This window comes from Citrobacter sp. ABFQG, from assembly GCF_004322975.1.
Classification (GTDB): Bacteria; Pseudomonadota; Gammaproteobacteria; order Enterobacterales; family Enterobacteriaceae; genus Citrobacter; species Citrobacter freundii.
This window is the reverse complement of record NZ_CP036435.1, coordinates 685833-712377: the sequence shown is the minus strand read 5'-3', so window position 1 is coordinate 712377 and position 26545 is coordinate 685833. Positions and strand designations below refer to the sequence as shown.

General features: G+C 52.1%; 27 protein-coding genes. 17 read left to right on the top strand and 10 right to left on the bottom strand.

What is annotated here, in order from left to right:
* The first annotated feature begins 609 nt into the window (after positions 1–609).
* From atpI to phoU, 16 genes are all read left to right on the top strand, one after another.
* Positions 610–990, top strand: a complete 381-nt coding sequence (gene atpI / locus WN16_RS03555) for a F0F1 ATP synthase subunit I (protein ID WP_003023790.1) — start codon at positions 610–612, stop codon at positions 988–990.
* A gap of 7 nt (positions 991–997) precedes the next feature.
* Positions 998–1813 (top strand): F0F1 ATP synthase subunit A, encoded by an 816-nt coding sequence (atpB, locus tag WN16_RS03550; RefSeq protein WP_003023792.1) that lies wholly within the window; start codon positions 998–1000, stop codon positions 1811–1813.
* Positions 1814–1859: 46 nt separating this feature from the next.
* On the top strand, positions 1860–2099 hold the full coding sequence (atpE, locus tag WN16_RS03545) for a F0F1 ATP synthase subunit C (RefSeq protein ID WP_003023794.1): 240 nt from the start codon (positions 1860–1862) through the stop codon (positions 2097–2099).
* A 59-nt stretch (positions 2100–2158) separates the two neighbouring features.
* The gene (gene atpF, locus WN16_RS03540) at positions 2159–2629 is read left to right on the top strand and encodes a F0F1 ATP synthase subunit B (protein ID WP_003023796.1); all 471 of its coding nucleotides are present in this window, start codon (positions 2159–2161) and stop codon (positions 2627–2629) included.
* Between the two features lie 14 nt (positions 2630–2643).
* The gene (gene atpH, locus WN16_RS03535; RefSeq protein WP_003023799.1) at positions 2644–3177 is read left to right on the top strand and encodes a F0F1 ATP synthase subunit delta; all 534 of its coding nucleotides are present in this window, start codon (positions 2644–2646) and stop codon (positions 3175–3177) included.
* A gap of 12 nt (positions 3178–3189) precedes the next feature.
* Positions 3190–4731, top strand: coding sequence for a F0F1 ATP synthase subunit alpha (gene atpA / locus WN16_RS03530; protein WP_003023802.1), 1542 nt, complete (start codon positions 3190–3192; stop codon positions 4729–4731).
* Positions 4732–4781: 50 nt separating this feature from the next.
* Complete coding sequence (gene atpG, locus WN16_RS03525) at positions 4782–5645, top strand: F0F1 ATP synthase subunit gamma (protein ID WP_003023804.1); 864 nt, start codon at positions 4782–4784, stop codon at positions 5643–5645.
* Between the two features lie 26 nt (positions 5646–5671).
* Positions 5672–7054 carry a F0F1 ATP synthase subunit beta gene (gene atpD / locus WN16_RS03520; protein ID WP_003023806.1) on the top strand — a complete coding sequence of 461 codons (1383 nt, stop codon included), beginning with the start codon at positions 5672–5674 and terminating at the stop codon, positions 7052–7054.
* A 20-nt stretch (positions 7055–7074) separates the two neighbouring features.
* Positions 7075–7494: a F0F1 ATP synthase subunit epsilon gene (locus WN16_RS03515; protein ID WP_003023809.1), complete on the top strand. Its 420-nt coding sequence runs from the start codon at positions 7075–7077 to the stop codon at positions 7492–7494.
* 648 nt (positions 7495–8142) lie between these two features.
* Positions 8143–9513: a bifunctional UDP-N-acetylglucosamine diphosphorylase/glucosamine-1-phosphate N-acetyltransferase GlmU gene (gene glmU, locus WN16_RS03510; RefSeq protein WP_044700491.1), complete on the top strand. Its 1371-nt coding sequence runs from the start codon at positions 8143–8145 to the stop codon at positions 9511–9513.
* A gap of 224 nt (positions 9514–9737) precedes the next feature.
* The gene (gene glmS, locus WN16_RS03505) at positions 9738–11567 is read left to right on the top strand and encodes a glutamine--fructose-6-phosphate transaminase (isomerizing) (RefSeq protein WP_003023813.1); all 1830 of its coding nucleotides are present in this window, start codon (positions 9738–9740) and stop codon (positions 11565–11567) included.
* 334 nt (positions 11568–11901) lie between these two features.
* Positions 11902–12942, top strand: a complete 1041-nt coding sequence (gene pstS / locus WN16_RS03500) for a phosphate ABC transporter substrate-binding protein PstS (RefSeq protein WP_003023814.1) — start codon at positions 11902–11904, stop codon at positions 12940–12942.
* A 144-nt stretch (positions 12943–13086) separates the two neighbouring features.
* Entirely contained in the window at positions 13087–14046 is a 960-nt protein-coding gene (gene pstC, locus WN16_RS03495) for a phosphate ABC transporter permease PstC (RefSeq protein ID WP_003023817.1), read from the top strand.
* Positions 14046–14936, top strand: coding sequence for a phosphate ABC transporter permease PstA (gene pstA, locus WN16_RS03490; RefSeq protein WP_003023819.1), 891 nt, complete (start codon positions 14046–14048; stop codon positions 14934–14936). The genes pstC and pstA overlap by 1 nt, the downstream gene beginning before the upstream one ends.
* Positions 14937–14982: 46 nt before the next feature.
* Complete coding sequence (gene pstB, locus WN16_RS03485; RefSeq protein WP_003023821.1) at positions 14983–15756, top strand: phosphate ABC transporter ATP-binding protein PstB; 774 nt, start codon at positions 14983–14985, stop codon at positions 15754–15756.
* A 14-nt stretch (positions 15757–15770) separates the two neighbouring features.
* Entirely contained in the window at positions 15771–16496 is a 726-nt protein-coding gene (gene phoU / locus WN16_RS03480; protein WP_003023824.1) for a phosphate signaling complex protein PhoU, read from the top strand.
* 84 nt (positions 16497–16580) lie between these two features.
* Here the strand turns inward: phoU and yieH are convergent, their stop codons facing one another.
* On the bottom strand, positions 16581–17246 hold the full coding sequence (yieH, locus tag WN16_RS03475; RefSeq protein WP_003840584.1) for a 6-phosphogluconate phosphatase: 666 nt from the start codon (positions 17244–17246) through the stop codon (positions 16581–16583).
* 167 nt (positions 17247–17413) lie between these two features.
* Between yieH and adeP the strand changes: the two genes are divergently transcribed.
* Positions 17414–18751 (top strand): adenine permease AdeP, encoded by a 1338-nt coding sequence (gene adeP / locus WN16_RS03470; protein WP_003840586.1) that lies wholly within the window; start codon positions 17414–17416, stop codon positions 18749–18751.
* A gap of 54 nt (positions 18752–18805) precedes the next feature.
* Here the strand turns inward: adeP and WN16_RS03465 are convergent, their stop codons facing one another.
* From WN16_RS03465 to rpmH, 9 genes are all read right to left on the bottom strand, one after another.
* The gene (locus tag WN16_RS03465) at positions 18806–19372 is read right to left on the bottom strand and encodes an NADPH-dependent FMN reductase (RefSeq protein ID WP_003023832.1); all 567 of its coding nucleotides are present in this window, start codon (positions 19370–19372) and stop codon (positions 18806–18808) included.
* Between the two features lie 30 nt (positions 19373–19402).
* On the bottom strand, positions 19403–20149 hold the full coding sequence (locus WN16_RS03460) for a 4'-phosphopantetheinyl transferase superfamily protein (protein ID WP_003840588.1): 747 nt from the start codon (positions 20147–20149) through the stop codon (positions 19403–19405).
* A 166-nt stretch (positions 20150–20315) separates the two neighbouring features.
* Positions 20316–21275 carry an HTH-type transcriptional regulator YidZ gene (gene yidZ / locus WN16_RS03455; RefSeq protein ID WP_003023837.1) on the bottom strand — a complete coding sequence of 320 codons (960 nt, stop codon included), beginning with the start codon at positions 21273–21275 and terminating at the stop codon, positions 20316–20318.
* A complete protein-coding gene (locus WN16_RS03450; RefSeq protein WP_003840591.1) occupies positions 21244–22425 on the bottom strand; it encodes an MFS transporter in 1182 nt (393 codons plus the stop codon). The genes yidZ and WN16_RS03450 overlap by 32 nt, the downstream gene beginning before the upstream one ends.
* 182 nt (positions 22426–22607) lie before the next feature.
* The gene (mnmE, locus tag WN16_RS03445; protein WP_044700490.1) at positions 22608–23972 is read right to left on the bottom strand and encodes a tRNA uridine-5-carboxymethylaminomethyl(34) synthesis GTPase MnmE; all 1365 of its coding nucleotides are present in this window, start codon (positions 23970–23972) and stop codon (positions 22608–22610) included.
* A 105-nt stretch (positions 23973–24077) separates the two neighbouring features.
* Complete coding sequence (yidC, locus tag WN16_RS03440; RefSeq protein ID WP_003023844.1) at positions 24078–25724, bottom strand: membrane protein insertase YidC; 1647 nt, start codon at positions 25722–25724, stop codon at positions 24078–24080.
* 2 nt (positions 25725–25726) lie between these two features.
* Positions 25727–25984, bottom strand: coding sequence for a membrane protein insertion efficiency factor YidD (yidD, locus tag WN16_RS03435; RefSeq protein ID WP_003023846.1), 258 nt, complete (start codon positions 25982–25984; stop codon positions 25727–25729).
* The gene (rnpA, locus tag WN16_RS03430; RefSeq protein ID WP_003844432.1) at positions 25948–26307 is read right to left on the bottom strand and encodes a ribonuclease P protein component; all 360 of its coding nucleotides are present in this window, start codon (positions 26305–26307) and stop codon (positions 25948–25950) included. The genes yidD and rnpA overlap by 37 nt, the downstream gene beginning before the upstream one ends.
* Positions 26308–26324: 17 nt before the next feature.
* Positions 26325–26465 (bottom strand): 50S ribosomal protein L34, encoded by a 141-nt coding sequence (gene rpmH / locus WN16_RS03425; protein WP_003023858.1) that lies wholly within the window; start codon positions 26463–26465, stop codon positions 26325–26327.
* Positions 26466–26545 lie beyond the last annotated feature (80 nt).

The window sequence follows — 26545 nt, the reverse complement described above, 5'->3', positions numbered from 1 at the left end:
ATCAAAAAAAATAGAAAAAAAACGGTTCTTCGGGTGTTAAAAGTCATAAGGAATAGTGTGGTTAAATGTCGTTACATTTCACTAATGCCTTACGGTTTTGCATCATAACTATAACGTACCGTTTTTTGTTAAAAGTGAAACAAGTCAGCTGTGAAAATATCAGCCTGCTAAAAATAGAATCAAAGAATCACCGCTCGTGTTAATTTTTTATTATAAATGTCAATGGGTGGTTTTTTTGTTGTTATTCGCTATTTTTAAAACAGTAACGAATTTTAGGCTTAAATATCAAAAAGTTGAAATGGCATCATTTGCCAAGTAAATAAATAGTGCCGGGGCGAATATGCTTAATATGTGATCTGGTGCACGCTTTGCAGCCAGTGTTTACGCGGCTTTTGCAGTTTTGCATGATCGTTCACAGTTTGCATAAAAGTGATAAATGTGGCGTAGCGAAAAATATTTAAACATTTATTCACTTTTTAGCTACTTATTGTTTGAAATCGAGAAGGCGCACCGTATAATTTGACCGCTTTTTGATGCTTGACTCTAAGCCATAAAGAACGTTTTATACGACACGCGGCATACCTCGAAGGGAGCAGGAGTAAAAACGTGATGTCTATGTCGCTCTTGAGTCGAAACGTTGCTCGTAAGCTTTTGCTCACACAGTTTCTGGCGGTAATAGCAAGTGGACTGCTATTTAGCCTCAAAGACCCTTTCTGGGGCATCTCCGCATTGTGCGGTGGATTGGCAGTGTTACTGCCTAATGTGTTGTTTATGATATTTGCCTGGCGTCACCAGGCACATACACCAGCTAAAGGCCGAGTAGCCTGGACGTTCGCTTTCGGCGAAGCCTTCAAGGTATTAGCTATGCTGGTGTTGTTGGTGGTGGCGTTGGCTGTTTTGAAAGCGGTATTCATGCCGCTGATCGTTACGTGGGTTTTGGTGCTGGTGGTTCAGATACTGGCGCCGGCTGTAATTAACAACAAAGGGTAAAGGCATCATGGCTTCAGAAAATATGACGCCGCAGGATTACATAGGACACCATCTGAATAACCTTCAGTTGGACCTACGTACATTCTCGCTGGTGGATCCGCACAACCCCCCAGCCACCTTCTGGACGCTCAATATTGACTCCATTTTCTTCTCGGTGGTTCTGGGTCTGTTGTTCCTGCTTATGTTCCGTAGCGTAGCCAAAAAGGCGACCAGCGGCGTACCAGGTAAATTTCAGACTGCGATTGAGCTGGTAATCGGCTTTGTGCATGGTAGCGTGAAAGACATGTACCATGGCAAAAGCAAGCTGATTGCTCCGCTGGCCCTGACGATTTTCGTCTGGGTATTCCTGATGAACTTGATGGATTTGCTGCCTATCGACCTGCTGCCGTACATCGGTGAGCATATCTTCGGCCTACCGGCTCTGCGTGTGGTTCCGTCTGCTGACGTGAACATCACCCTGTCGATGGCGCTGGGCGTATTTATCCTCATTCTGTTCTACAGCATCAAAATGAAAGGCATCGGTGGCTTCGCGAAAGAGTTGACGCTGCAGCCGTTCAATCACTGGGCGTTCATCCCTGTCAACTTAATCCTTGAAGGGGTAAGCCTGCTGTCCAAACCAATCTCACTTGGTCTGCGACTGTTCGGTAACATGTACGCTGGTGAGCTGATTTTCATTCTGATTGCTGGTCTGTTGCCGTGGTGGTCACAGTGGATCCTGAATGTGCCGTGGGCCATTTTCCACATACTGATTATCACGCTGCAAGCCTTCATATTTATGGTTCTGACGATTGTCTATCTGTCGATGGCATCTGAAGAGCATTAATTTACCAACACTACTACGTTTTAACTGAAACAAACTGGAGACTGTCATGGAAAACCTGAATATGGATCTGCTGTACATTGCTGCCGCTGTGATGATGGGTCTGGCGGCAATCGGTGCTGCGATCGGTATCGGCATCCTCGGGGGTAAATTCCTGGAAGGCGCAGCGCGTCAACCGGATCTGATTCCTCTGCTGCGTACTCAGTTCTTTATCGTTATGGGTCTGGTGGATGCAATCCCAATGATCGCTGTAGGTCTGGGTCTGTACGTGATGTTTGCTGTCGCGTAGTAAGCGTTGCTTGAATTAAGAGCAATATCAGAACGTTAACTAGATAGAGGCATTGTGCTGTGAATCTTAACGCAACAATCCTCGGCCAGGCCATCGCGTTTGTCCTGTTCGTTCTGTTCTGCATGAAGTACGTATGGCCGCCTTTAATGGCTGCCATCGAAAAACGTCAAAAAGAAATTGCTGACGGCCTTGCTTCTGCAGAACGAGCACATAAGGATCTTGACCTTGCAAAGGCCAGCGCGACCGACCAGCTGAAAAAAGCGAAGGCGGAAGCTCAGGTAATCATCGAGCAGGCGAACAAACGCCGTGCTCAGATCCTGGACGAAGCTAAAACTGAAGCAGAGCAGGAACGTACTAAAATCGTGGCACAGGCGCAGGCGGAAATTGAAGCCGAGCGTAAACGTGCTCGCGAAGAGCTGCGTAAGCAAGTTGCTATCCTGGCTGTTGCTGGCGCCGAGAAGATCATCGAACGTTCCGTGGATGAAGCTGCTAATAGCGACATCGTGGACAAACTTGTCGCTGAACTGTAAGGAGGGAGGGGCTGATGTCTGAATTTGTTACGGTAGCTCGCCCCTACGCCAAAGCAGCTTTTGACTTTGCCGTTGAGCACCAAAGCGTTGACCGTTGGCAGGATATGCTGATGTTTGCCGCTGAGGTGACAAAAAACGAACAAATGGCAGAGCTTCTCTCTGGCGCGCTGGCGCCGGAAACGCTCGCTGAGTCGTTTATCGCCGTATGCGGTGAGCAACTGGACGAAAGCGGCCAAAACCTGATTCGGGTAATGGCTGAAAATAACCGTCTGAATGCGCTCCCGGATGTTCTTGAGCAGTTTATTCACCTGCGTGCAGCCAGTGAGGCTATCTCTGAGGTAGAAGTTACTTCTGCCAATGCACTGAGTGATGAACAGCTTAAGAAGATTAGCGCAGCGATGGAAAAACGTCTGTCACGCAAAGTTAAGCTGAATTGCAAAATCGATAAGTCTGTAATGGCGGGCGTAATCATCCGAGCGGGTGATATGGTCATTGATGGCAGCGTACGCGGCCGTCTTGAACGCCTTGCAGACGTCTTGCAGTCTTAAGGGGACTGGAGCATGCAACTGAATTCCACCGAAATCAGCGAACTGATCAAGCAGCGCATTGCTCAGTTCAATGTTGTGAGCGAAGCTCACAACGAAGGTACTATTGTTTCTGTAAGTGACGGTGTTATCCGCATTCACGGCCTGGCCGATTGTATGCAGGGTGAGATGATTTCCCTGCCGGGTAACCGTTACGCTATCGCACTGAACCTGGAGCGCGACTCCGTAGGTGCAGTTGTGATGGGTCCATACGCTGACCTCGCCGAAGGCATGAAGGTTAAGTGTACGGGTCGTATTCTGGAAGTTCCGGTTGGCCGTGGCCTGCTGGGTCGTGTGGTGAACACTCTGGGTTCCCCGATTGACGGTAAAGGTCCGGTTGATAACGATGGCTTCTCGCCAATCGAAGTTATCGCACCAGGCGTAATCGAACGTCAGTCCGTCGACCAGCCAGTACAGACCGGTTATAAATCTGTTGATGCCATGATCCCAATCGGTCGTGGCCAGCGTGAGCTGATCATCGGTGACCGTCAGACAGGTAAAACCGCGATGGCAATCGATGCCATCATCAACCAGCGTGATTCCGGCATCAAATGTGTGTACGTGGCTATCGGCCAGAAAGCGTCCACCATTTCTAACGTGGTTCGTAAACTGGAAGAACACGGCGCACTGTCCAACACCATCGTTGTTGTGGCGACCGCGTCTGAATCTGCTGCACTGCAATACCTGGCACCATATGCCGGTTGCGCAATGGGCGAATACTTCCGTGACCGCGGTGAAGATGCACTGATCGTTTACGATGACCTGTCTAAACAGGCTGTTGCTTACCGTCAGGTTTCCCTGCTGCTGCGTCGTCCACCAGGACGTGAAGCATTCCCGGGCGACGTATTTTACCTCCACTCCCGTCTGCTGGAACGCGCATCCCGCGTAAACGCGGAATACGTTGAGAAGTTCACCAATGGTGAAGTTAAAGGTAAAACCGGCTCCCTGACCGCTCTGCCGATTATCGAAACCCAGGCGGGTGACGTTTCTGCGTTCGTTCCGACCAACGTAATTTCTATTACCGATGGTCAGATCTTCCTGGAAACCAACCTGTTTAACTCCGGTATTCGTCCGGCAGTTAACCCGGGTATCTCCGTATCTCGTGTTGGTGGTGCAGCGCAGACCAAGATCATCAAGAAACTGTCCGGTGGTATTCGTACCGCGCTGGCGCAGTATCGTGAACTGGCAGCGTTTTCTCAGTTCGCTTCCGACCTGGATGAAGCTACTCGTAAGCAGCTGAGCCACGGTCAGAAAGTAACTGAACTGCTGAAGCAGAAACAGTATGCGCCAATGTCTGTTGCACAGCAGGGTGTGGTGCTGTTCGCGGCTGAACGCGGTTACCTCGAAGATGTGGAACTGGCGAAAATCGGTAGCTTCGAAGCCGCTCTGCTGGCTTACGTTGACCGTGACCACGCTCCGCTGATGCAAGAGATCAACCAGTCCGGTGGCTATAACGATGAAATCGAAGGCAAGCTGAAAGCTATCCTCGATTCCTTCAAGGCAACCCAGTCCTGGTAACGTCTGGCGGTCTGCTTTAGGGTGGACCGCAAGGCATTGAGGAGAAGCTCATGGCCGGCGCAAAAGAGATACGTAGTAAGATCGCAAGCGTCCAGAACACGCAGAAGATCACTAAAGCGATGGAGATGGTCGCCGCTTCCAAAATGCGTAAATCGCAGGATCGCATGGCGGCCAGCCGTCCTTATGCAGAGACCATGCGCAAAGTGATTGGTCACCTTGCGAATGGTAATCTGGAATATAAGCACCCTTACCTGGAAGAACGCGACGTTAAACGCGTGGGCTACCTGGTGGTGTCGACCGACCGTGGTCTGTGCGGTGGCTTGAACATTAACCTGTTCAAAAAGCTGCTGGCGGATATGAAAACATGGTCCGATAAAGGCGTTCAGTGCGATATCGCAATGATCGGCTCTAAGGGCGTGTCTTTCTTTAACTCCGTTGGCGGTAATGTGATTGCTCAGGTAACCGGTATGGGGGATAACCCTTCCCTGTCCGAACTGATCGGTCCGGTTAAAGTGATGCTGCAGGCCTACGATGAAGGTCGCCTGGACAGACTGTACGTTGTCAGCAACAAATTTATTAACACCATGTCTCAGACGCCAACCATCACCCAACTGCTGCCTCTGCCGGCATCAGATGATGATGAATTGAAGCGTAAATCCTGGGATTACCTGTATGAGCCAGACCCGAAAGCGCTGCTGGATACCCTGCTGCGTCGTTATGTCGAGTCTCAGGTTTATCAGGGCGTGGTAGAAAACCTGGCCAGCGAGCAGGCCGCACGTATGGTGGCGATGAAAGCCGCGACCGACAATGGCGGCAGCCTGATTAAAGAGCTGCAGTTGGTATACAACAAAGCTCGTCAGGCCAGCATTACTCAGGAACTCACCGAAATCGTCGGTGGTGCATCCGCGGTATAACCAGGTTAATTCGTAGAGGATTCAAGATGGCTACTGGAAAAATTGTCCAGGTAATCGGCGCCGTGGTTGACGTCGAATTCCCTCAGGATGCCGTACCGCGCGTGTACGATGCTCTTGAGGTTATGAATGGTAAAGAGAGCCTGGTGCTGGAAGTTCAGCAGCAGCTCGGCGGCGGTATCGTACGTACCATCGCCATGGGTTCTTCTGACGGTCTGCGTCGTGGTCTGGAAGTTAAAGACCTCGAGCACCCGATCGAAGTCCCGGTAGGTAAAGCAACGCTGGGTCGTATCATGAACGTTCTGGGTCACCCGATCGACATGAAAGGCGATATCGGTGAAGAAGAGCGTTGGGCTATCCACCGTGCAGCACCTTCCTACGAAGAGCTGTCAAGCTCTCAGGAACTGCTGGAAACCGGTATCAAAGTTATCGACCTGATGTGTCCGTTCGCTAAGGGCGGTAAAGTTGGTCTGTTCGGTGGTGCGGGTGTAGGTAAAACCGTAAACATGATGGAGCTGATCCGTAACATCGCGATCGAACACTCCGGTTACTCCGTGTTTGCGGGCGTAGGTGAACGTACTCGTGAGGGTAACGACTTCTACCACGAAATGACCGACTCCAACGTTCTGGACAAAGTATCCCTGGTATATGGCCAGATGAACGAGCCGCCTGGAAACCGTCTGCGTGTTGCGCTGACCGGTCTGACCATGGCTGAGAAGTTCCGTGACGAAGGTCGTGACGTTCTGCTGTTCGTTGATAACATCTATCGTTACACCCTGGCCGGTACAGAAGTATCTGCACTGCTGGGTCGTATGCCATCAGCGGTAGGCTACCAGCCGACCCTGGCGGAAGAGATGGGTGTTCTGCAGGAACGTATCACCTCCACCAAAACCGGTTCTATCACCTCCGTTCAGGCGGTATACGTACCAGCGGATGACTTGACTGACCCATCCCCAGCAACCACCTTTGCTCACTTGGATGCAACCGTGGTACTGAGCCGTCAGATCGCATCTCTGGGTATCTACCCGGCAGTTGACCCGCTGGACTCCACCAGCCGTCAGCTGGATCCGCTGGTTGTTGGTCAGGAACACTACGACACCGCGCGTGGCGTACAGTCCCTGCTGCAGCGTTATCAGGAACTGAAAGACATCATCGCCATCCTGGGTATGGATGAACTGTCTGAAGAAGATAAACTGGTGGTAGCACGCGCACGTAAGATTCAGCGCTTCCTGTCCCAGCCGTTCTTCGTTGCGGAAGTATTCACCGGTTCTCCGGGCAAATACGTTTCCCTGAAAGACACCATCCGTGGCTTTAAAGGCATCATGGAAGGCGAATACGACCACCTGCCAGAGCAGGCGTTCTACATGGTTGGTTCTATCGACGAAGCCGTGGAAAAAGCCAAAAAACTTTAACGCCTTAATCGGAGGGTGATATGGCAATGACTTACCACCTGGACGTCGTCAGCGCAGAGCAACAAATGTTCTCTGGTCTGGTCGAGAAAATCCAGGTAACGGGTAGTGAAGGTGAACTGGGTATTTTCCCGGGTCACGCACCGCTGCTCACCGCCATTAAGCCTGGTATGATCCGCATCGTTAAACAGTTCGGTCATGAAGAGTTTATCTACCTGTCCGGCGGCATTCTCGAAGTGCAGCCTGGCAGCGTGACCGTTCTGGCTGATACCGCGATTCGCGGACAGGATCTCGATGAAGCGAGAGCCCTGGAAGCGAAGCGTAAGGCTGAAGAGCACATCAAGAGCTCTCATGGTGACGTGGATTACGCTCAGGCATCTGCGGAACTGGCCAAAGCGATCGCGAAACTGCGCGTTATCGAGTTGACCAAAAAAGCGATGTAACACCGGCTTGAAAAGCATAAAGGCCAGTCTGGTTTCCAGGCTGGCTTTTTTTTGCTTTTGCTGCAAGAACATTTAAATTGAAAGCTGTTTTGTGATTTAGATCATAAAAATATTGATTGGCTAAAAAATGCGGCGTAGACTCTTTTTATGTGATGTGTGTCACATAATAAAATCAGATAAAAAGAGATGCCAACATGAAATTACTCAATAAAATCATCGCCATGTTCAGCAATATGAGCTTTTAGACTTTACCTGCCTGTCCTGTGGCGCGATGCTTGATATGGTTTATCAGTCAGCGCCACTTGTTGTTATAAATCCCCTCCCCTACTCTTCTCCCTCAACTTTTTATTTCGCGTACGCATTTTCGGTTTCTCACTGAATCACATAAATAAAATCGGGCTTTGCATGTGTAACTCTTTATTCATGCGGTGAAAAAATAGCAAAAACATTAACCTAAGGCTTTAATAAGAGCAGTCCCCAGGTTTTTGGCAGACAAAAGATACTGATTTAGACGAAAATAGTGAGTTATCAGATGGGGAATTACCCCTGTTGAACGTTTTATCTTCGGTCCATTTCACGCTGAAAAAAATGTAGTATTTTCAATGTGAAACGGTATAAATTCGTTCTCAAATTACAGTCAGGATGTGTATGTTGAATAATGCTATGAGCGTCGTGATCCTTGCCGCAGGCAAAGGCACGCGTATGTATTCCGATCTCCCTAAAGTGCTGCATACCCTCGCAGGAAAACCGATGGTTCAGCATGTCATTGATGCTGCTAATGAATTAGGTGCGACTCACGTACATCTGGTCTACGGGCACGGTGGTGATTTGCTCAAGCAGACGCTGAAAGATGGCAATCTGAACTGGGTTCTGCAGGCGGAACAGTTGGGTACCGGCCATGCAATGCAGCAGGCGGCGCCATTCTTTGGTGATGATGAAGACATTTTAATGCTCTATGGCGATGTGCCGCTGATCTCTACCGATACCTTACGTCGCCTGCGTGAAGCCAAACCGCAGGGCGGCATTGGCTTGCTAACGGTAAAACTTGATGACCCAACCGGTTATGGCCGAATTACCCGCGATAACGGCAATGTCACGGGTATCGTTGAGCATAAAGATGCCACCGACGAGCAGCGTCAAATCCAGGAAATAAACACTGGTATCCTGATTGCCAACGGTGCTGACATGAAGCGTTGGCTGTCTAAACTGACCAACAACAACGTGCAGGGTGAATACTACATCACCGATATCATCGCGATGGCGTATAAGGAAGGACGTGAAATTGCTGCAGTACATCCGGCACGCATTAGCGAAACTGAAGGGGTGAATAACCGTCTTCAGCTATCCCGTCTGGAACGTGTTTATCAGTCCGAGCAGGCAGAAAAACTGCTGCTGGCGGGCGTGATGTTGCGCGATCCGGCACGTTTTGATCTTCGCGGTACGCTTATTCACGGGCGCGATGTTGAAATTGATACTAACGTTATCATTGAAGGTAACGTAACCGTTGGGGATCGCGTCAAGATTGGCGCCGGTTGCATCATCAAAAACAGCGTGATTGGTGAGGGTTGCGAGCTTAGCCCATACAGTGTGGTGGAAGATGCGCATCTGGAAGCCGCTTGCACCATTGGTCCATTCGCACGTCTGCGCCCGGGGGCTGAGCTGCAGGAAGGCGCGCACGTGGGTAACTTTGTCGAAATGAAAAAAGCGCGTCTGGGTAAAGGCTCCAAAGCCGGTCATTTGACCTACCTGGGTGATGCGGAAATTGGCGATAACGTGAATATCGGCGCGGGTACGATTACCTGCAACTACGATGGCGCCAATAAGTTTAAAACCATTATTGGTGATGATGTGTTTGTGGGGTCTGATACTCAGCTGGTGGCGCCTGTCACCGTGGGTAAAGGTGCGACGATTGCCGCCGGAACCACCGTAACGCGTAATGTCGCCGATAACGAACTGGTATTAAGCCGTGTACCTCAGGTCCATAAACAGGGCTGGCAGCGTCCGGTGAAGAAGAAGTAAGTGATTTTTGCCGGATGGCGGCCTACGTGCGGTGACGTTCTGTAGGCCTGATAAGCGTAAGCGCCATCAGGCACACAAGAGATGAGGGGATAACATAATCCTCCGCTCAACAAGCAGTACCATAAAAATAACCCCACTCTCTACAAGGCTCGGGGCGCCCGAAATGGGCAAATACAGGTCAGCGACAACGACAGGCATAATGCCTAAATTCGGAATCAAAAAATATGTGTGGAATTGTTGGCGCTATCGCGCAGCGTGATGTAGCTGAAATCCTTCTCGAAGGTTTACGTCGTCTGGAATATCGTGGTTATGACTCTGCTGGTCTGGCCGTCGTCGATGCTGAAGGTAACATGACCCGTCTGCGTCGTCTGGGTAAAGTGCAGATGCTGACTGCTGCTGCGGAAGAACATCCGTTGCATGGTGGTACAGGTATCGCTCATACCCGTTGGGCGACACACGGTGAACCTTCAGAAGCGAACGCGCATCCTCATGTTTCTGAACACATTGTTGTGGTGCATAACGGCATCATTGAAAACCATGAACCACTGCGTGAGCTGTTGAAAACGCGTGGCTATACCTTTGTTTCTGAAACCGACACCGAAGTGATTGCTCACCTGGTGCACTGGGAACTGGAACAGGGTGGTACGCTGCGTGAAGCCGTGCTGCGTACTATTCCCCAACTACGTGGTGCCTACGGCACGGTGATCATGGATACCCGTAATCCGGAAACCCTGCTGGCGGCCCGTTCTGGTAGCCCGCTGGTGATTGGTCTGGGTATGGGCGAAAACTTCATCGCTTCCGATCAGCTGGCGCTGCTGCCGGTAACCCGTCGCTTCATCTTCCTGGAAGAGGGTGACATCGCGGAAGTGACTCGTCGTTCTGTCTCTATTTTCGACAAGTCTGGCGCAGAAGTGAAACGTCAGGATATCGAATCGAATCTGCAGTATGACGCGGGCGAAAAAGGTATTTATCGCCACTACATGCAGAAAGAGATCTACGAACAGCCGAACGCGATTAAAAATACGCTGACCGGGCGCATTAGCCACGGTGAAGTGGATTTAAGCGAGCTGGGGTCGCGTGCCAACGAGCTGCTGTCTCAGGTTGAGCATATCCAGATTATCGCCTGCGGTACGTCTTACAACTCCGGTATGGTGTCCCGCTACTGGTTTGAATCGCTGGCGGGTATTCCTTGTGATGTCGAAATCGCTTCCGAATTCCGCTATCGCAAATCCGCCGTGCGCCGTAACAGCCTGATGATTACCCTTTCTCAGTCTGGTGAAACGGCGGATACCCTGGCGGGCCTGCGCTTATCTAAAGAGTTGGGCTATCTGGGATCGCTGGCTATCTGTAACGTACCAGGATCTTCTCTGGTGCGCGAATCCGACCTGGCGATGATGACCAATGCCGGTACCGAAATCGGTGTGGCCTCCACGAAGGCATTTACCACTCAGCTGACCGTTCTGCTGATGCTGGTGGCGAAACTGTCCCGTCTGAAAGGCCTTGATGCGTCTATTGAGCAGGAGATCGTTCACGGTCTGCAGGCGCTGCCGAGTCGTATTGAGCAGATGTTGTCTCAGGACAAACGCATTGCCGCTCTGGCAGAAGGTTTCTCTGACAAACATCATGCGCTGTTCCTTGGCCGTGGCGATCAGTATCCAATTGCGCTGGAAGGCGCGCTGAAGCTGAAAGAGATCTCGTATATTCACGCTGAAGCTTATGCCGCAGGTGAACTGAAACACGGTCCGCTGGCGCTGATTGATGCCGATATGCCGGTTATCGTGGTTGCGCCGAACAACGAATTGTTGGAAAAACTGAAATCCAACATTGAAGAAGTTCGCGCCCGTGGCGGTCAGCTGTACGTCTTTGCTGACCAGGATGCTGGCTTTACCAGCAGCGAAAACATGCACATCATCGAGATGCCGCATGTGGAAGAGGTGATTGCACCGATCTTCTACACCGTTCCGCTGCAGCTGCTGGCGTATCATGTGGCACTGATTAAAGGCACCGACGTCGATCAGCCGCGTAACCTGGCGAAGTCAGTTACCGTAGAGTAATCCGTGCTTAACTGAACTGGAAATGCCCTGCTACAAGCGGGGCATTTTTTTAAACTTGTTCTGTTTTTAATCAATTATCCCGCCTGTTTTATGTGACAAACCGTCATCTTCAACTACTGTTTTCAGTGTCATAAAAAGAAAATTCTAACGAAATATTATTGTTATGATTGTGACTAACTTTTTGTTTTAAATGTATTTTTAGATAAAAAATTTCCCGTATTTTTCGTTGTCATAAAACTGTCATATTTCGTACATTTAACTGTCACCTGTTTGTCCTATTTTGCTCACAGTAGCAACTCAAACAACGATTTACGAAAACCGTGCAGGAGACATTATGAAAGTTATGCGTACCACTGTCGCAACTGTTGTCGCCGCGACCTTATCCATGAGCGCGTTCTCTGCGTTTGCAGCAGCGAGCCTGACAGGTGCAGGTGCAACCTTCCCTGCGCCAGTGTATGCCAAATGGGCAGATACCTATCAGAAAGAGACCGGTAGCAAAGTAAACTACCAGGGTATCGGCTCCTCCGGTGGTGTAAAACAAATTACGGCCAATACCGTTGATTTCGGCGCTTCTGATGCACCGCTGTCTGACGAAAAACTGGCGCAAGAAGGTCTGTTCCAGTTCCCGACCGTGATCGGTGGCGTAGTGCTGGCTGTGAATATCCCGGGCCTGAAATCCGGCGAGCTGGTGCTGGACGGTAAAACGCTGGGTGACATCTACCTCGGTAAAATTAAAAAGTGGGATGATGAAGCCATCACCAAACTGAACCCGGGTCTGAAGCTGCCTTCACAGAATATCGCCGTTGTGCGTCGCGCTGACGGTTCCGGTACTTCCTTCGTTTTCACCAGCTACCTGGCAAAAGTAAACGAAGAGTGGAAATCTAAAATTGGCTCCGGCTCTACTGTGAACTGGCCGACCGGTCTGGGCGGTAAAGGTAATGACGGTATCGCTGCGTTCGTACAGCGTCTGCCGGGTTCTATCGGTTACGTTGAGTACGCTTACGCTAAGCAGAACAACCTGGCGTACACCAAGCTGGTCTCTGCTGATGGCAAACCGGTAAGCCCGACAGAAGAGAGCTTTGCTAACGCCGCAAAAGGCGCTGACTGGAGCAAAACTTTCGCTCAGGATCTGACTAACCAGAAAGGTGACGACGCGTGGCCAATCACTTCCACCACCTTCATCCTGGTCCATAAAGAGTCGAAGAAACCAGAGCAGAGCGCAGAAGTGCTGAAGTTCTTCGACTGGGCGTACAAAAATGGCGGCAAACAGGCTAACGACCTGGATTACGCCAGCCTGCCGGACAGCGTGGTTGAGCAGGTTCGTGCTGCATGGAAGACCAACGTGAAAGACAGCAGCGGTAAAGCGCTGTACTAATAGAATATCTTTAACGAGTTGGCGGATGGCGCTACGCTTATCCGCCCTACGGTTTCGACTGTAGGCCCGCTTTGTAGGCCGGATAAGCGTAGCGCCATCCGGCATGGGCAACTTCGTAAACGCGTTTAACTTAAAGAGTGATTTATGGCTGCAACCAAGCCTGCTTTTAACCCACCGGGTAAAAAGGGTGACATGATCTTCAGCGCGCTGGTAAGACTGGCTGCGCTGATTGTGCTATTGATGTTGGGTGGCATTATTGTCTCTCTGGTTATCTCCTCCTGGCCAAGCATTCAGAAATTTGGTTTCTCCTTTCTGTGGACCAAAGACTGGGATGCGCCAAACGATATCTACGGTGCCTTAGTACCGATTTACGGTACGCTGGTTACCTCACTTATTGCACTGCTGATTGCCGTTCCGGTGAGTTTCGGCATTGCGCTGTTCCTGACTGAACTTGCACCTGGCTGGCTGCGTCGCCCGCTGGGCATCGCTATTGAACTGCTGGCGGCAATTCCGAGTATCGTGTACGGCATGTGGGGGCTGTTTATCTTTGCCCCGCTGTTTGCGACTTATTTCCAGGAGCCGGTCGGAAACATCCTTTCCAACATTCCGTTTGTTGGCGCACTGTTCTCCGGCCCAGCTTTTGGTATCGGTATTCTGGCGGCTGGCGTGATCCTCGCCATCATGATCATCCCGTACATTGCGGCGGTTATGCGTGATGTGTTCGAACAAACGCCGGTACTGATGAAAGAGTCGGCCTACGGCATCGGCTGTACCACCTGGGAAGTTATCTGGCGTATCGTCCTGCCGTTCACCAAAAATGGCGTGATCGGCGGCGTGATGCTGGGTCTGGGGCGTGCGCTGGGTGAAACCATGGCGGTGACCTTTATCATCGGTAACACCTACCAGCTCGATAGCGCCTCGCTGTACATGCCGGGCAACAGTATTACCTCTGCGCTGGCGAATGAATTTGCCGAAGCGGAATCTGGGCTGCACGTTGCCGCGTTGATGGAGCTGGGTCTGATTCTGTTTGTGATCACCTTCATCGTGCTGGCTGCGTCTAAGTTCATGATCATGCGCCTTGCGAAGAACGAGGGGGCACGCTAATGGCTACGCTTGAAATGCAAAACACCGCTCAGCTTGCGGAATCCCGCCGTAAAATGCAGGCGCGTCGTCGTCTGAAAAACCGCATCGCGCTGACGCTCTCTATGGCGACCATGGCGTTCGGTCTGTTCTGGCTCATTTGGATCCTGATGTCCACGATCACCCGCGGTATTGACGGTATGTCGCTGGCGCTGTTCACCGAAATGACGCCGCCGCCGAATACGGCGGGCGGTGGTCTGGCGAACGCCCTGGCCGGTAGCGGTCTGTTGATTCTGTGGGCGACTGTGTTTGGTACCCCGCTCGGCATTATGGCGGGTATCTACCTGGCGGAGTATGGACGTAAGTCCTGGCTGGCTGAGGTCATCCGCTTTATCAATGACATTCTGCTTTCTGCACCATCCATCGTGGTCGGTCTGTTCGTTTACACCATCGTGGTAGCAAAAATGGAGCATTTCTCTGGCTGGGCGGGCGTGATCGCGCTGGCGCTGCTGCAGGTGCCTATTGTTATTCGTACCACAGAGAACATGCTCAAGCTGGTGCCAGATAGCCTGCGTGAAGCCGCCTATGCACTGGGTACGCCGAAATGGAAGATGATTTCTGCGATCACCCTGAAGGCATCTGTCTCGGGCATCATTACAGGTGTTCTGTTAGCAATTGCTCGTATCGCAGGTGAAACGGCTCCGCTGCTGTTTACGTCGCTCTCCAACCAGTTCTGGAGCACTGACATGATGCAGCCTATCGCCAACCTGCCGGTCACTATCTTTAAGTTTGCGATGAGCCCGTTTGCTGAGTGGCAGCAACTGGCCTGGGCTGGGGTACTGATTATTACCCTGTGCGTACTGCTGCTGAACATTCTGGCGCGCGTCATTTTCGCGAAGAAGAAACACGGTTAATTTTTACGGCGTGGCTGATGCGGCGCCGGATGAGGAAAAGATTGAAATGAGTATGGTTGATACTGCCCCAGGTAAAATTCAGGTTCGTGATTTGAACTTCTACTATGGCAAATTCCATGCCCTGAAGAACATCAACCTGGATATTGCTAAAAACCAGGTAACGGCGTTTATCGGTCCTTCTGGCTGTGGTAAATCGACGCTGCTGCGTACGTTCAACAAAATGTTTGAACTGTACCCGGAGCAACGTGCGGAAGGTGAAATTCTGCTGGATGGCGACAATATTCTCACCAATACCCAGGATATCGCTCTGCTGCGAGCCAAAGTGGGCATGGTATTCCAGAAGCCTACGCCGTTCCCGATGTCCATCTACGACAACATCGCTTTTGGCGTACGTCTGTTTGAGAAACTCTCGCGTGCGGATATGGACGAACGCGTGCAGTGGGCATTGACCAAGGCCGCATTGTGGAATGAAACCAAAGATAAATTACACCAGAGCGGGTACTCTCTCTCGGGTGGTCAGCAGCAGCGACTGTGTATTGCGCGTGGCATCGCCATTCGCCCGGAAGTGCTTCTGCTTGATGAGCCATGTTCAGCGCTCGACCCTATTTCTACCGGGCGTATCGAAGAGCTGATCACTGAGCTGAAAGAGGATTACACCGTCGTTATCGTTACCCACAACATGCAGCAGGCTGCGCGTTGTTCCGATCACACGGCATTTATGTACCTGGGCGAGTTGATTGAGTTCAGTAACACGGACGATCTGTTCACCAAGCCCGCGAAGAAACAAACTGAAGATTACATCACCGGTCGTTACGGCTGATTCAGGAGCTTGTTGTGGATAACCTTAACCTTAATAAACATATTTCCGGCCAGTTCAATGCAGAGCTGGAAAGCATCCGTACCCAGGTGATGACCATGGGCGGCATGGTCGAGCAGCAGCTTTCTGATGCAATCACGGCGATGCACAACCAGGACAGCGAGCTGGCGAAGCGCGTCATTGAAGGCGATAAGAACGTCAACATGATGGAGGTGGCGATCGACGAAGCCTGCGTGCGTATCATCGCCAAGCGTCAACCGACAGCGAGCGACCTGCGTCTGGTGATGGCGATTATCAAAACCATCGCTGAGCTGGAACGTATTGGTGACGTGGCAGATAAAATTTGCCGCACCGCGCTGGAGAAGTTCTCGCAACAGCACCAGCCGCTGCTGGTAAGTCTGGAGTCGCTGGGTCGTCACACCGTGCAGATGCTGCACGACGTGTTGGATGCGTTTGCGCGTATGGATCTCGACGAAGCGGTACGTATTTATCGCGAAGATAAGAAAGTCGACCAGGAGTATGAAGGCATCGTGCGTCAGCTGATGACTTATATGATGGAAGACCCACGTACCATTCCAAGCGTGCTGACCGCGCTGTTCTGCGCACGCTCCATCGAACGTATCGGTGACCGCTGCCAGAATATCTGCGAATACATCTTCTATTTCGTGAAGGGACAAGACTTCCGTCACGTGGGCGGCGATGAGCTGGATAAGCTGCTGGCGGGCAAAGATCCTAAAGAGTGATAAAAACGTAGAAAGTAGGCCGGATAAGCGTTAGCGCTATCCGGCAATTGCCCGGTGGCGCAAGCTTACCGGGCCTACAAAAAATTACCGAGTAATATCCCAACCCCGTGCCTTCCACAATTCCGGCAACTGTGTCAGATCGGTAAAGGTCGTGACTTTTGGATGATCGATCGGTTTGTTATGCGGATCGGCGCAGAAGTAGAACACTTCCATCCCCGCCGCAATCCCCGCCTGCGCGCCTGCGCTGGAATCATCAACCAGAATGCAGTTCTCAACATTAACGTCCATTGCTTTTGCTGCATGGAACATTAGGGCCGGATCGGGCTTCCAGCGTTGGATATCGTAGCCGCTGAACAGTAAATCAGGAAAATGGTGCAACATGCCCAGCTTACCCAGCGAATGCTGCATTTTGCTGACCGGACCGTTAGACACCACGCACATTGGCACAGCCATGCTGTCCAGCAGCGTGTGCGCACCAGCAATGACTTCCAGCTCGGTATCGAACAGACGTGCGACCTCAGCGCGGTAAACCGGTTCTAAATCGGCTTTTGCCAGTTCGACACCGTGCTCTTCGTTGATAATGTCGATGATCTCGTACAGCTTTACCCCCTTGAAGCGTTTGAAAATTTCTTCAAGATCGAGCGTAATGCCAAACGCCTGGAACATGCTGACATACGCGCGAGAACAAATCACTTCACTGTCGACAAGGGTACCGTCACAGTCAAAAAATACGGCTTCTATCTGGGACATGTCATTTCCGTTTTAACAAGTTTAACGTTTTCGTAATGCATTATTGGGCGACGCAATCGTTGCCGTATAAGCAAAATCAATGAAAAAAGTCGCTCATAACCCAACCCTATTGTCGCATTTTGGTATAGGATAGCGACGAATTTTCCCTCCTTGTTCGGAAATTGATAATGAGTCAACAACACACAACCCAGGCTTCTGGCCAGGGGATGCTGGAACGCGTGTTCAAACTGCGCGAACATGGCACGACGGCACGGACCGAAGTGATCGCCGGTTTAACCACCTTCCTGACGATGGTGTATATCGTTTTTGTTAACCCGCAAATTCTTGGCGTGGCTGGCATGGATACCAGCGCCGTCTTTGTTACCACCTGCCTTATTGCTGCCTTTGGTAGCATCCTGATGGGGCTATTTGCTAACCTGCCGGTCGCACTTGCGCCTGCTATGGGCCTGAATGCATTTTTCGCTTTCGTGGTCGTCGGCGCGATGGGCCTGTCATGGCAGATCGGTATGGGGGCTATCTTCTGGGGCGCGGTAGGTCTGCTGCTGCTGACCATTTTCCGCGTACGTTACTGGATGATTGCCAATATCCCGGTGAGCCTGCGAGTGGGGATCACCAGTGGTATCGGTCTGTTCATCGGCATGATGGGGCTGAAAAACGCAGGTGTTATCGTCGCCAACAAAGACACGCTGGTGTCTATCGGTAACCTGACGTCCCACAGCGTACTTCTCGGTATTCTGGGCTTCTTTATCATCGCGATTCTGGCGTCACGTAATATTCATGCGGCGGTGCTGATTTCCATCATTGTAACCACGCTGCTGGGCTGGATGCTGGGCGATGTCCATTACAACGGTATCGTTTCTGCGCCGCCGAGCGTGATGTCCGTTATCGGACATGTCGATCTGGCCGGTTCGTTTAACATTGGCCTGGCGGGTGTGATTTTCTCGTTCATGCTGGTCAACCTGTTTGACTCCTCCGGTACGCTGATTGGCGTGACGGATAAAGCTGGTCTGGCGGACGCGAAGGGCAAGTTCCCACGCATGAAGCAGGCGCTGTATGTGGATAGCGTGTCGTCGGTTACCGGGGCGTTTATCGGGACTTCTTCCGTTACTGCCTATATTGAATCCTCTTCCGGGGTGTCGGTTGGTGGCCGTACCGGCCTGACTGCAGTCGTCGTTGGCCTGCTGTTCCTGCTGGTTATCTTCCTGTCGCCACTGGCGGGAATGGTACCGGGCTATGCAGCTGCAGGTGCGCTGATTTACGTTGGTGTCCTGATGACATCAAGCCTGTCGCGCGTGAAGTGGGAAGACCTGACTGAAGCGGTTCCGGCGTTTATTACCGCCGTGATGATGCCGTTTAGCTTCTCAATTACCGAAGGTATTGCGCTGGGCTTTATCTCTTACTGCGTGATGAAAATCGGTACTGGACGTTTCCGCGATCTCAGCCCGTGCGTCATCGTTGTCGCGCTGCTGTTTGTGCTGAAGATTGTGTTTATCGACGCGCACTAAAATATCGGTCTGGACAACTGCCCGCCAGGCATCGTTGCTGGCGGGCTTTTTCTTTTAGGCTTTCACGCGTTGAATGTAGTCGCCAAATGCGGTCAACTGGCCGGTCAGATGGTCCAGCGTGCTTTGGTCAATCACTTCACCCGTCTGCGGATCCACCTTGTTTTGAATGACCCCGCCCATAAATTCCGGCTTGTTCATTACCATGGCGTCGAGGAACACCAGGATTTGACGCAGATGGTACTGGCAGCGCGCGCCGCCAATGGCACCCATGGAGCTGGTCTGGATCAGCACCGGTTTGCCGGATAATGGCTGATCGGGCAGGCGAGACAGCCAGTCGATGGCGTTCTTCAGTCCGCCCGGAACAGAATAGTTATATTCAGGTGTGACGATGACGACACCGTCAGCCTTTCTGATTTGCTCAGCCAGTGCTTCTACGCTGGCCGGAAAACCTTCTTCCTGCTGGAGATCGGCATCGTACAGTGGGATATCACCAATCGACGGTAACGCGCTCACTTCCATTCCTGCGGGAGCAATCTTGGGCAGTGTACGGGCAACCATTCCATTAAACGAACCTTTGCGCAGACTTCCCAGTAACGTAACAACATTCAATGTTTCAGACATGGTGACTCCTGTTTCATCATAAAGGTTAAATCAAAGCGTATGGCTTTTCGCTGCGCATAATTGAGAGAACCGGATCAGACGACCCGTTGGCTCATTGGCGCGAGTCTGGATATCAGGCAAACTTTTCCAGTCCTGCTGACCATCAAACTCCCAAACCTTGAGTTTTTCAATGGCTGGCGAAACCGCAACCGACCACACCAGCACATCTTCCGCGTCGCAAATGGCTTCAATCTGCGCAACATGGGCACATTTCAGGCGTCCTGCGCCGGGTAAAAGCTGGAGTTCGCGCGGATCGTCATTGCATACATCGCCGGTGAGTTTGAGTACGCTCTGGCGCAATGTAATGAGCTGCGCGCGTGCTTCATTGGGGTCGTTTTGATTATTGATCCACAGGTTTTCGTTACTGGAGAAGCGCCACGTTTCCGCTGAATTTGGATTGTTAAACCCGCGGGTTGCCCGCTGAAGTTCCATATCCAGGCCGCACGTTCCTTCAGTCGTTAGCACAACGCCGACGATATTCCCGGCATAAGAGATCGAAAATCCCGGTAGATTCTTATCGCGAAAAACGGGCTTACCTTTCGCCTCAGTAACAATCTCAGGCAACGTGCTGGTGCCGTAAAGCATGAACATCAGTTCGGCGAGAAGACTTCGGGAGGCCAGGAAGCGTGTTCGGCGATGAGCGGGCAGATCTCTTGCTTCGATATGGCATGGAGAAGGGAGGCGAGCTGATACCAGGTGTCCCTCCGTAAGAATCCCTCTGGCAAAATGTGTCGCCATTTTTCGCTCCGTGATTAATGGTCCGTGATTATCACCAGAGTAACATTTACACGGCTTCCGGGCAGGCTTTGCTGCCCAAAAAGTAAGCGGAAATGGGATACATTACGCGATATTTACATTTCTGTTGCCAGAATGGTCGATTTTGAAACACCAAAATGACGGATCGTCAGGATATATCGCGATAAAGCGCCTTGATCGTGTCTTTTAGCCAGACGATCTTAGGATTGTGGCTGTTGCGTTTATGCCAAAGAAGAGTAAACGGTACGCGCATTTTTTCCAGTTGCGCCGTATCAAATGGCATCGGCCGCGCAACGAGTGGAAGCTGGTGGAGTTGGTTATAACGCTGGCAATAAACCGGTGCGGTGGCAATCAGCGCGTGATCCGGCTGCGCTGCCATAAACAGCGATTGCTCAAAACCAGGCAGACATAACGCGATATTGCGTGCGCGCCCCATTTCTTGCAGGACTTCATCCAGCGCCCAGGTATCGCTTTGCTCCCAGCTAATGCTGATGTGCGGATAGCGCAGAAAGGTGTCCAGATTCCACTCTTCCTGCAGTGCGGGATGATCTTCACGTAGCCAGACGCAGGGCAGATCGGAAAACAGCACTTCATGGTCGATCGACAATGGCAACAAACTCAGCAGTTCTCGCGAACGCGGATGACTTTCGCGTCCGGTAAAGCCAATATCCACTTCACCGCGAATAATGGCATCCAGCGAATCATAGTCCCAGTTGCGTATTTTGATCGTCGCCTGAGGATAGCGCTGGTAAATCTGCCGGGAGAGCGCGTTGAACATGATCATCACCAGCGGCGTTTCGGCCACCAGATCAAACTTCAGCCCGCGCGGCGATTCATGGTGCGGCTTATCGAGCAGCTGATTGCCCATCTGCATCCATTCAGCCAGGCTCTGCTCCATGCTGACCATCAGCGGCGTCGGCGATAGCCCCAGCGGGGTGTTCACAAACAAGGGATCGTCAAACCAGGCCCGCAGCTTCGACAGCGACTTACTGACCGCCGACGGTGTGACGTTCATCCGTTTAGCGGTTTTAGTGACGCTGCGTTCCTGCATCAACAGCTGCAGGCAGAGCAATAAATTAAGATCGAGACTGCTGAGGGATTTCTTCATGAGTTGGCGCGGACCGGTTAGGTGCAACAGTGATAATCAGCATGATACTCACTATGCTACAGCCAATCAGAATCCCGATCAGCATATTCAGCGCATCAAGGCCAAGAACAGCCGCCAGCCAAATCCACAGCGAGGAACCGCAAACCTGTGCAATACCTAATGCCGAGCTGGCGACGCCCGCGCGCAGCGAGAACGGTCCCAGCGCCTGGCTCATCGCAACACCGAAACCGACCGAGAATCCGGCGCAGATTAAGGTTAGCCCGAACAACGTTACCGCGTGTGAAGTAGCAAGGGTTAACACCACGCCAGCACACAGAAACAGCACCTGCGAGGTCAGCATCATAACGCGAGGCTTAAACACGCTCAGGGCGAATGGCGTAGAGAAAGAGACCGCCATACTGATGCCAGCGGTCATGGCCATGGTAGTGGCGTACTCGCCGCGGTCGAAGCCCATCACTTCCATCAGCAGCACCGGAGACGTATTCACGAAGGTCAGGATCACCGACACGCTAAGGGTAGTAATGGCCAGACGGCTTAAGAAAAAGCGGTTTACCAGTGATTCGGTTGTGTGGTTCTTTTCCATCGTCGCCATAAGCGTTGCTGGGCGCGATTCTCGCAGGACAAACACCGACAGCAGGCAAACAGCCACACCCATTCCCATCATCGTGTAGAACAGGCTCTGCCACGGGTATTTGAGCATGATCAAATGCCCCATCACCGGAGCCAGCACCGGCACGATACAGGTAATACCGTTCAACAACGACAGTACCTTCGCCCGGCGACGATCGTCGAGCGTATCGCGCAGAATAGCGAAAGCCACCACATAGCAGCAGCCGGCGCCCACACCCTGAATAAAGCGGCCTACCAGGAACGGCGTACCGCTCTCGGCAAATGAACACAGCGCAGAGGCGAAAATAAAGATGAGTGCACCGACAATAGCGACTGGTTTACGTCCTGACTGGTCGGCAACTTTTCCGGCGAAAAGCATCGCCGTCGCCATTCCCGCCAGATAAACCGAAAACGCGATATGCAGTTGCGCCTCGCTGGCCTGTAGATCGGCCGCAATACGGGGCAGCCCCACCAGATACATATCAATACCGGCAGGATAAAGAAGAACCAGGGCGAAACTGCAGATTAGAAAGCGTGTCATAGCGACCTCATGAGAAATGTGGCGCTAAGCATACGGTCAGAGAGTCAACTGCACGAGTTGCCATTTGGACAACAGTGATTTCCGCATGGGAAATTGTTGTTGCCGGATGGCGGTGTAAACGCCTTATCCGGCCTACAGGGCCTGTAGGCCCGGCAAGCATCGCGCCGCCGGGCAACACAACGTTACTTACCTATACAGAAACTGGAGAAAATTCGCCCCAGCAGATCGTCGGAGGTAAATTCCCCGGTGATCTCACTGAGGTTCTGCTGCGCCAGGCGTAGCTCCTCAGCCAGCAATTCTCCGGCCCATGCTCCGAGCAGTTGGGCTTTACCCTGCTCGAGATGCTCTGCAGCTTCTGTCAGCGCCTGCAGGTGACGACGACGCGCCAGGAAGCCGCCTTCCATATTGGTTTCAAAGCCCATACTCTGTTTGAGATGGTTACGCAGTACGTCAACGCCTTCACCGGTACGTGCGGAGAGACGAACCAGTGAGTGGCCATTTACTTCGCTAAGGCCCAGCGTCTCACCGGTAATATCCGCTTTGTTACGCACCACGGTAATTGGCAGTTTGGCTGGCAGACGGGCAATAAAGTCTGGCCAGATGTCAGCCGGGTCCACGGCATCGGTGGTGGTGCCATCCACCATAAACAGCACACGGTCGGCTTGTTCGATTTCCTGCCAGGCACGTTCGATACCAATGCGTTCAACTTCATCACTGGCATCGCGCAAACCGGCAGTATCGATGATGTGCAGCGGCATACCGTCGATATGAATATGCTCACGCAGTACGTCGCGAGTCGTCCCCGCAATGTCGGTCACAATAGCCGCCTCACGGCCTGCCAGCGCGTTCAGCAGGCTCGATTTCCCGGCGTTAGGGCGACCGGCAATGACTACCTTCATCCCTTCGCGCAGCAGGCTACCCTGACGCGCTTCGGCACGTACGGCATCAAGATCGCTGATAACGCTATTGAGCTGCGCTTCAATCTTGCCGTCAGACAGGAAGTCGATTTCTTCATCCGGGAAGTCGATCGCCGCTTCGACATAGATGCGCAAGTGAGTGAGTGCTTCCACAAGATGATTTACCCGTGCGGAAAATGCGCCCTGCAACGAGTTCAGCGCCGAGCGAGCGGCTTGCTCCGAGCTGGCATCGATCAGGTCGGCAATCGCCTCTGCCTGGGCTAAATCGAGCTTATCATTGAGAAACGCGCGCTCGGAGAATTCACCGGGTCTGGCAATGCGCAGCCCGGGAATCGTCAAAATACGTTTGAGCAGCAGGTCAAGAATCACCGGACCTCCGTGGCCCTGAAGCTCTAAAACGTCTTCGCCGGTAAAGGAGTTCGGGCCGGGGAACCACAGGGCAATCCCCTGATCCAGCGTGCTGCCATCCGCGTCTTTAAACGGCAGATAATCGGCGTAACGCGGTTTGGGTAGTTTCCCCAGTACGGTTTCTGCGACCTCACGCGCCTTCAGGCCGGAGATACGCAGGATACCCACGCCACCACGTCCCGGTGGGGTGGCCTGAGCGACGATGGTGTCGTTATGGCTCATGGTTTGTCTCTTCTTAATGCAATAAAAAAGGCGGTCTAATGACCGCCCTTTACTTTATGTTCCGTTTGCCGGATGGCGGCTTCGCCTAATCCGGCCTACACCGAATCAGGAGTTTTTCTTCTCGCGGCTATGCAGGCCACGCTTCTCCAGACCACGGTAAATCAGCTGCTGCTGAATAATGGTTACCAGGTTGCTGACGATATAGTACAGCACCAGACCTGACGGGAACCACAGGAAGAACACGGTGAAGATGACCGGCATAAAGGTCATGATCTTCTGCTGCATCGGGTCGGTTACGGTGGTCGGAGACATCTTCTGAATGAAGAACATCGTCACGCCCATCAGAATCGGCAGAATGTAGTACGGGTCCTGTGCAGACAGGTCATGGATCCACAGAGCGAACGGCGCATGACGCAGTTCAATGGAGCCCATCAGCATGTAGTACAACGCCAGGAAGATTGGCATCTGGATGATCAGCGGGAAGCAGCCGCCCAGCGGGTTAACCTTCTCAGCTTTGTACAGGGCCATCATTTCCTGGCTCTGACGCTGTTTGTCATCGCCCAGACGCTCACGCATTGCCTGAATCTTCGGCTGCAGCATACGCATCTTCGCCATGGAGGTGTACTGCGCTTTGGTCAGCGGGTACATGATGCCACGAACGATAAAGGTGATAACGATGATGGAGAAGCCCCAGTTACCCAGGAAGCTATGGATCCATTTCAGCAGTTTAAACAGCGGCTGAGAAATGAACCACAACCAGCCGTAATCCACGGTCAGATCCAGGTGCGGTGCAACGGCCGCCATTTTATCCTGAATTTCCGGGCCGACCCACAGGGTACTGGTCATCGCGCCAGTCTGGCCAGGCTGTACCAGTACCGGCTGTGACTTATAGCCGATAGCGGCAATGCCGTTACCCAGGTTAGCGGTATAGAAGTTGTTGGTGCCGTCGTTACGCGGAACCCATGCCGTTGCGAAATACTGTTGCAGCATTGCGACCCAGCCGTCTTTAGCATTGACGTTCAGGTTTTCGTTTTCAGCAATGGTGTCGAATTTGTATTTCTCATACTTCTCATCCGGCGTGGAGTACGCCGCGCCGCGGAAGGTGTGCAGCGCAAAGTTGCTGCTTCCGGTATCGCGATGAGATGGCAGATTGATGGATTGCTTCAGCTGACCAAAGGTGGAGACTTCCAGCGGTTTTTCGCCGGCGTTCTGCACGCTGTAGTTAACGTTGACAGCATATTCACCACGCTTGAGTACAAACGTTTTAGTGAATGTGTTACCCGCTGCGTCAGTATAGGTCATCGGGATCTGCAGTTCGTTCTGACCGTCAGCCAGTACAAACGCGTCTTTTTCGACGTTGTACAGCGGACGCGGGCCGTTAGCCGGGTTATCCGGGCCGTCACGACCTGTCAGGCCACTCTGTGCCTGGTAGATGAACTGTGGCGTGGTTTCCAGTAACTGGAACGGTTCGGTAGAACCGAGTTCTTTCGGGTAAGCTGGCAGTGAAGCCTGTTCCACATCACCACCACGGGTGTTGATGGTCAGATCAAGCACGTCAGTTTTAACCGTAATCAGTTTCCCCTGGCCACTGGCCGGTACGCCCTGGTCTGCGGCGCTACCCGCTGCGGTGGTCGTTGTCTGCGTGGTCTGTTGGGCCTGAGGTTGCGGGTTTTTATCCTGCTCCCAGGCTTGCCAGATCATGAAAGACACGAACAGCAAAGCGATGACTAAAAGATTGCGTTGCGAATCCATCGTTAGTGTTCTCTGGTATCAAATGGTCCGGGCGGGACGGGATCGTCACCACCAGGGTGTAAAGGGTGGCATTTTAATACGCGTTTCACCGTCAACCAACTGCCTTTTATCACTCCAAACCTGCGCAATGCCTCAATTCCGTAGCTCGAACAGGTTGGAGTGAAACGGCAATGCGGCCCAAGCAGCGGACTGATCAGGCGTTGATAGACCCGAATGAGGGCTATCAGGACCCGCGAGCCAGGCGACAATGGCGACGCCATAATTTTTCCAACGCTTCCGAGAGAGCACGGTTATCGAGGTCAGCAACCCCTTTTTTCGCCACCACCACGAAATCCATTGCTGGAAGCTCGTGCTGACGTAAACGGAAGCTTTCACGCGTCAGACGTTTAATCCGATTGCGTTCATGCGCACGTTTAACATTTTTCTTGGCGACTGTAAGACCGATACGGGGATGCCCCAGCGAATTCAGGCGGCCGAGGATGGTGATTTGCGGCGTGCCAGCCCGTTGTGGCTGCTGGAAGACGAATGTGAAATGAGTGGGAGTTAACAAACGTAACTCCCTGGGAAATGCGAGCTTAACCACTCAGGGGCTAGCTTTTATTACTTAGAAACGGTCAGACGAGAACGGCCTTTAGCACGACGACGTGCCAGAACCTGACGACCATTTTTATTAGCCATACGAGCACGGAAGCCGTGAGAACGGTTGCGCTTCAGTACAGACGGTTGAAAAGTGCGTTTCATGGCGATTTCTACCTAAACTTGAATAAATTCACTGACTTTTGCGTATACCCGAACGAATTTCGAACGACCTACGCCACAGT

Bases quoted from the DNA above. Each gene is read 5' to 3' on its own strand.
- atpI (WP_003023790.1), top strand. From the start codon at position 610: ATGTCTATGTCGCTCTTGAGTCGAAACGTTGCTCGTAAGCTTTTGCTC.
- atpB (WP_003023792.1), top strand. From the start codon at position 998: ATGGCTTCAGAAAATATGACGCCGCAGGATTACATAGGACACCATCTG.
- atpE (WP_003023794.1), top strand. From the start codon at position 1,860: ATGGAAAACCTGAATATGGATCTGCTGTACATTGCTGCCGCTGTGATG.
- atpH (WP_003023799.1), top strand. From the start codon at position 2,644: ATGTCTGAATTTGTTACGGTAGCTCGCCCCTACGCCAAAGCAGCTTTT.
- atpA (WP_003023802.1), top strand. From the start codon at position 3,190: ATGCAACTGAATTCCACCGAAATCAGCGAACTGATCAAGCAGCGCATT.
- atpG (WP_003023804.1), top strand. From the start codon at position 4,782: ATGGCCGGCGCAAAAGAGATACGTAGTAAGATCGCAAGCGTCCAGAAC.
- atpD (WP_003023806.1), top strand. From the start codon at position 5,672: ATGGCTACTGGAAAAATTGTCCAGGTAATCGGCGCCGTGGTTGACGTC.
- WN16_RS03515 (WP_003023809.1), top strand. From the start codon at position 7,075: ATGGCAATGACTTACCACCTGGACGTCGTCAGCGCAGAGCAACAAATG.
- glmU (WP_044700491.1), top strand. From the start codon at position 8,143: ATGTTGAATAATGCTATGAGCGTCGTGATCCTTGCCGCAGGCAAAGGC.
- glmS (WP_003023813.1), top strand. From the start codon at position 9,738: ATGTGTGGAATTGTTGGCGCTATCGCGCAGCGTGATGTAGCTGAAATC.
- pstS (WP_003023814.1), top strand. From the start codon at position 11,902: ATGAAAGTTATGCGTACCACTGTCGCAACTGTTGTCGCCGCGACCTTA.
- pstC (WP_003023817.1), top strand. From the start codon at position 13,087: ATGGCTGCAACCAAGCCTGCTTTTAACCCACCGGGTAAAAAGGGTGAC.
- pstA (WP_003023819.1), top strand. From the start codon at position 14,046: ATGGCTACGCTTGAAATGCAAAACACCGCTCAGCTTGCGGAATCCCGC.
- pstB (WP_003023821.1), top strand. From the start codon at position 14,983: ATGAGTATGGTTGATACTGCCCCAGGTAAAATTCAGGTTCGTGATTTG.
- yieH (WP_003840584.1), bottom strand. From the start codon at position 17,246: ATGTCCCAGATAGAAGCCGTATTTTTTGACTGTGACGGTACCCTTGTC.
- adeP (WP_003840586.1), top strand. From the start codon at position 17,414: ATGAGTCAACAACACACAACCCAGGCTTCTGGCCAGGGGATGCTGGAA.
- WN16_RS03465 (WP_003023832.1), bottom strand. From the start codon at position 19,372: ATGTCTGAAACATTGAATGTTGTTACGTTACTGGGAAGTCTGCGCAAA.
- WN16_RS03460 (WP_003840588.1), bottom strand. From the start codon at position 20,149: ATGGCGACACATTTTGCCAGAGGGATTCTTACGGAGGGACACCTGGTA.
- yidZ (WP_003023837.1), bottom strand. From the start codon at position 21,275: ATGAAGAAATCCCTCAGCAGTCTCGATCTTAATTTATTGCTCTGCCTG.
- WN16_RS03450 (WP_003840591.1), bottom strand. From the start codon at position 22,425: ATGACACGCTTTCTAATCTGCAGTTTCGCCCTGGTTCTTCTTTATCCT.
- mnmE (WP_044700490.1), bottom strand. From the start codon at position 23,972: ATGAGCCATAACGACACCATCGTCGCTCAGGCCACCCCACCGGGACGT.
- yidC (WP_003023844.1), bottom strand. From the start codon at position 25,724: ATGGATTCGCAACGCAATCTTTTAGTCATCGCTTTGCTGTTCGTGTCT.
- yidD (WP_003023846.1), bottom strand. From the start codon at position 25,984: ATGGCGTCGCCATTGTCGCCTGGCTCGCGGGTCCTGATAGCCCTCATT.
- rpmH (WP_003023858.1), bottom strand. From the start codon at position 26,465: ATGAAACGCACTTTTCAACCGTCTGTACTGAAGCGCAACCGTTCTCAC.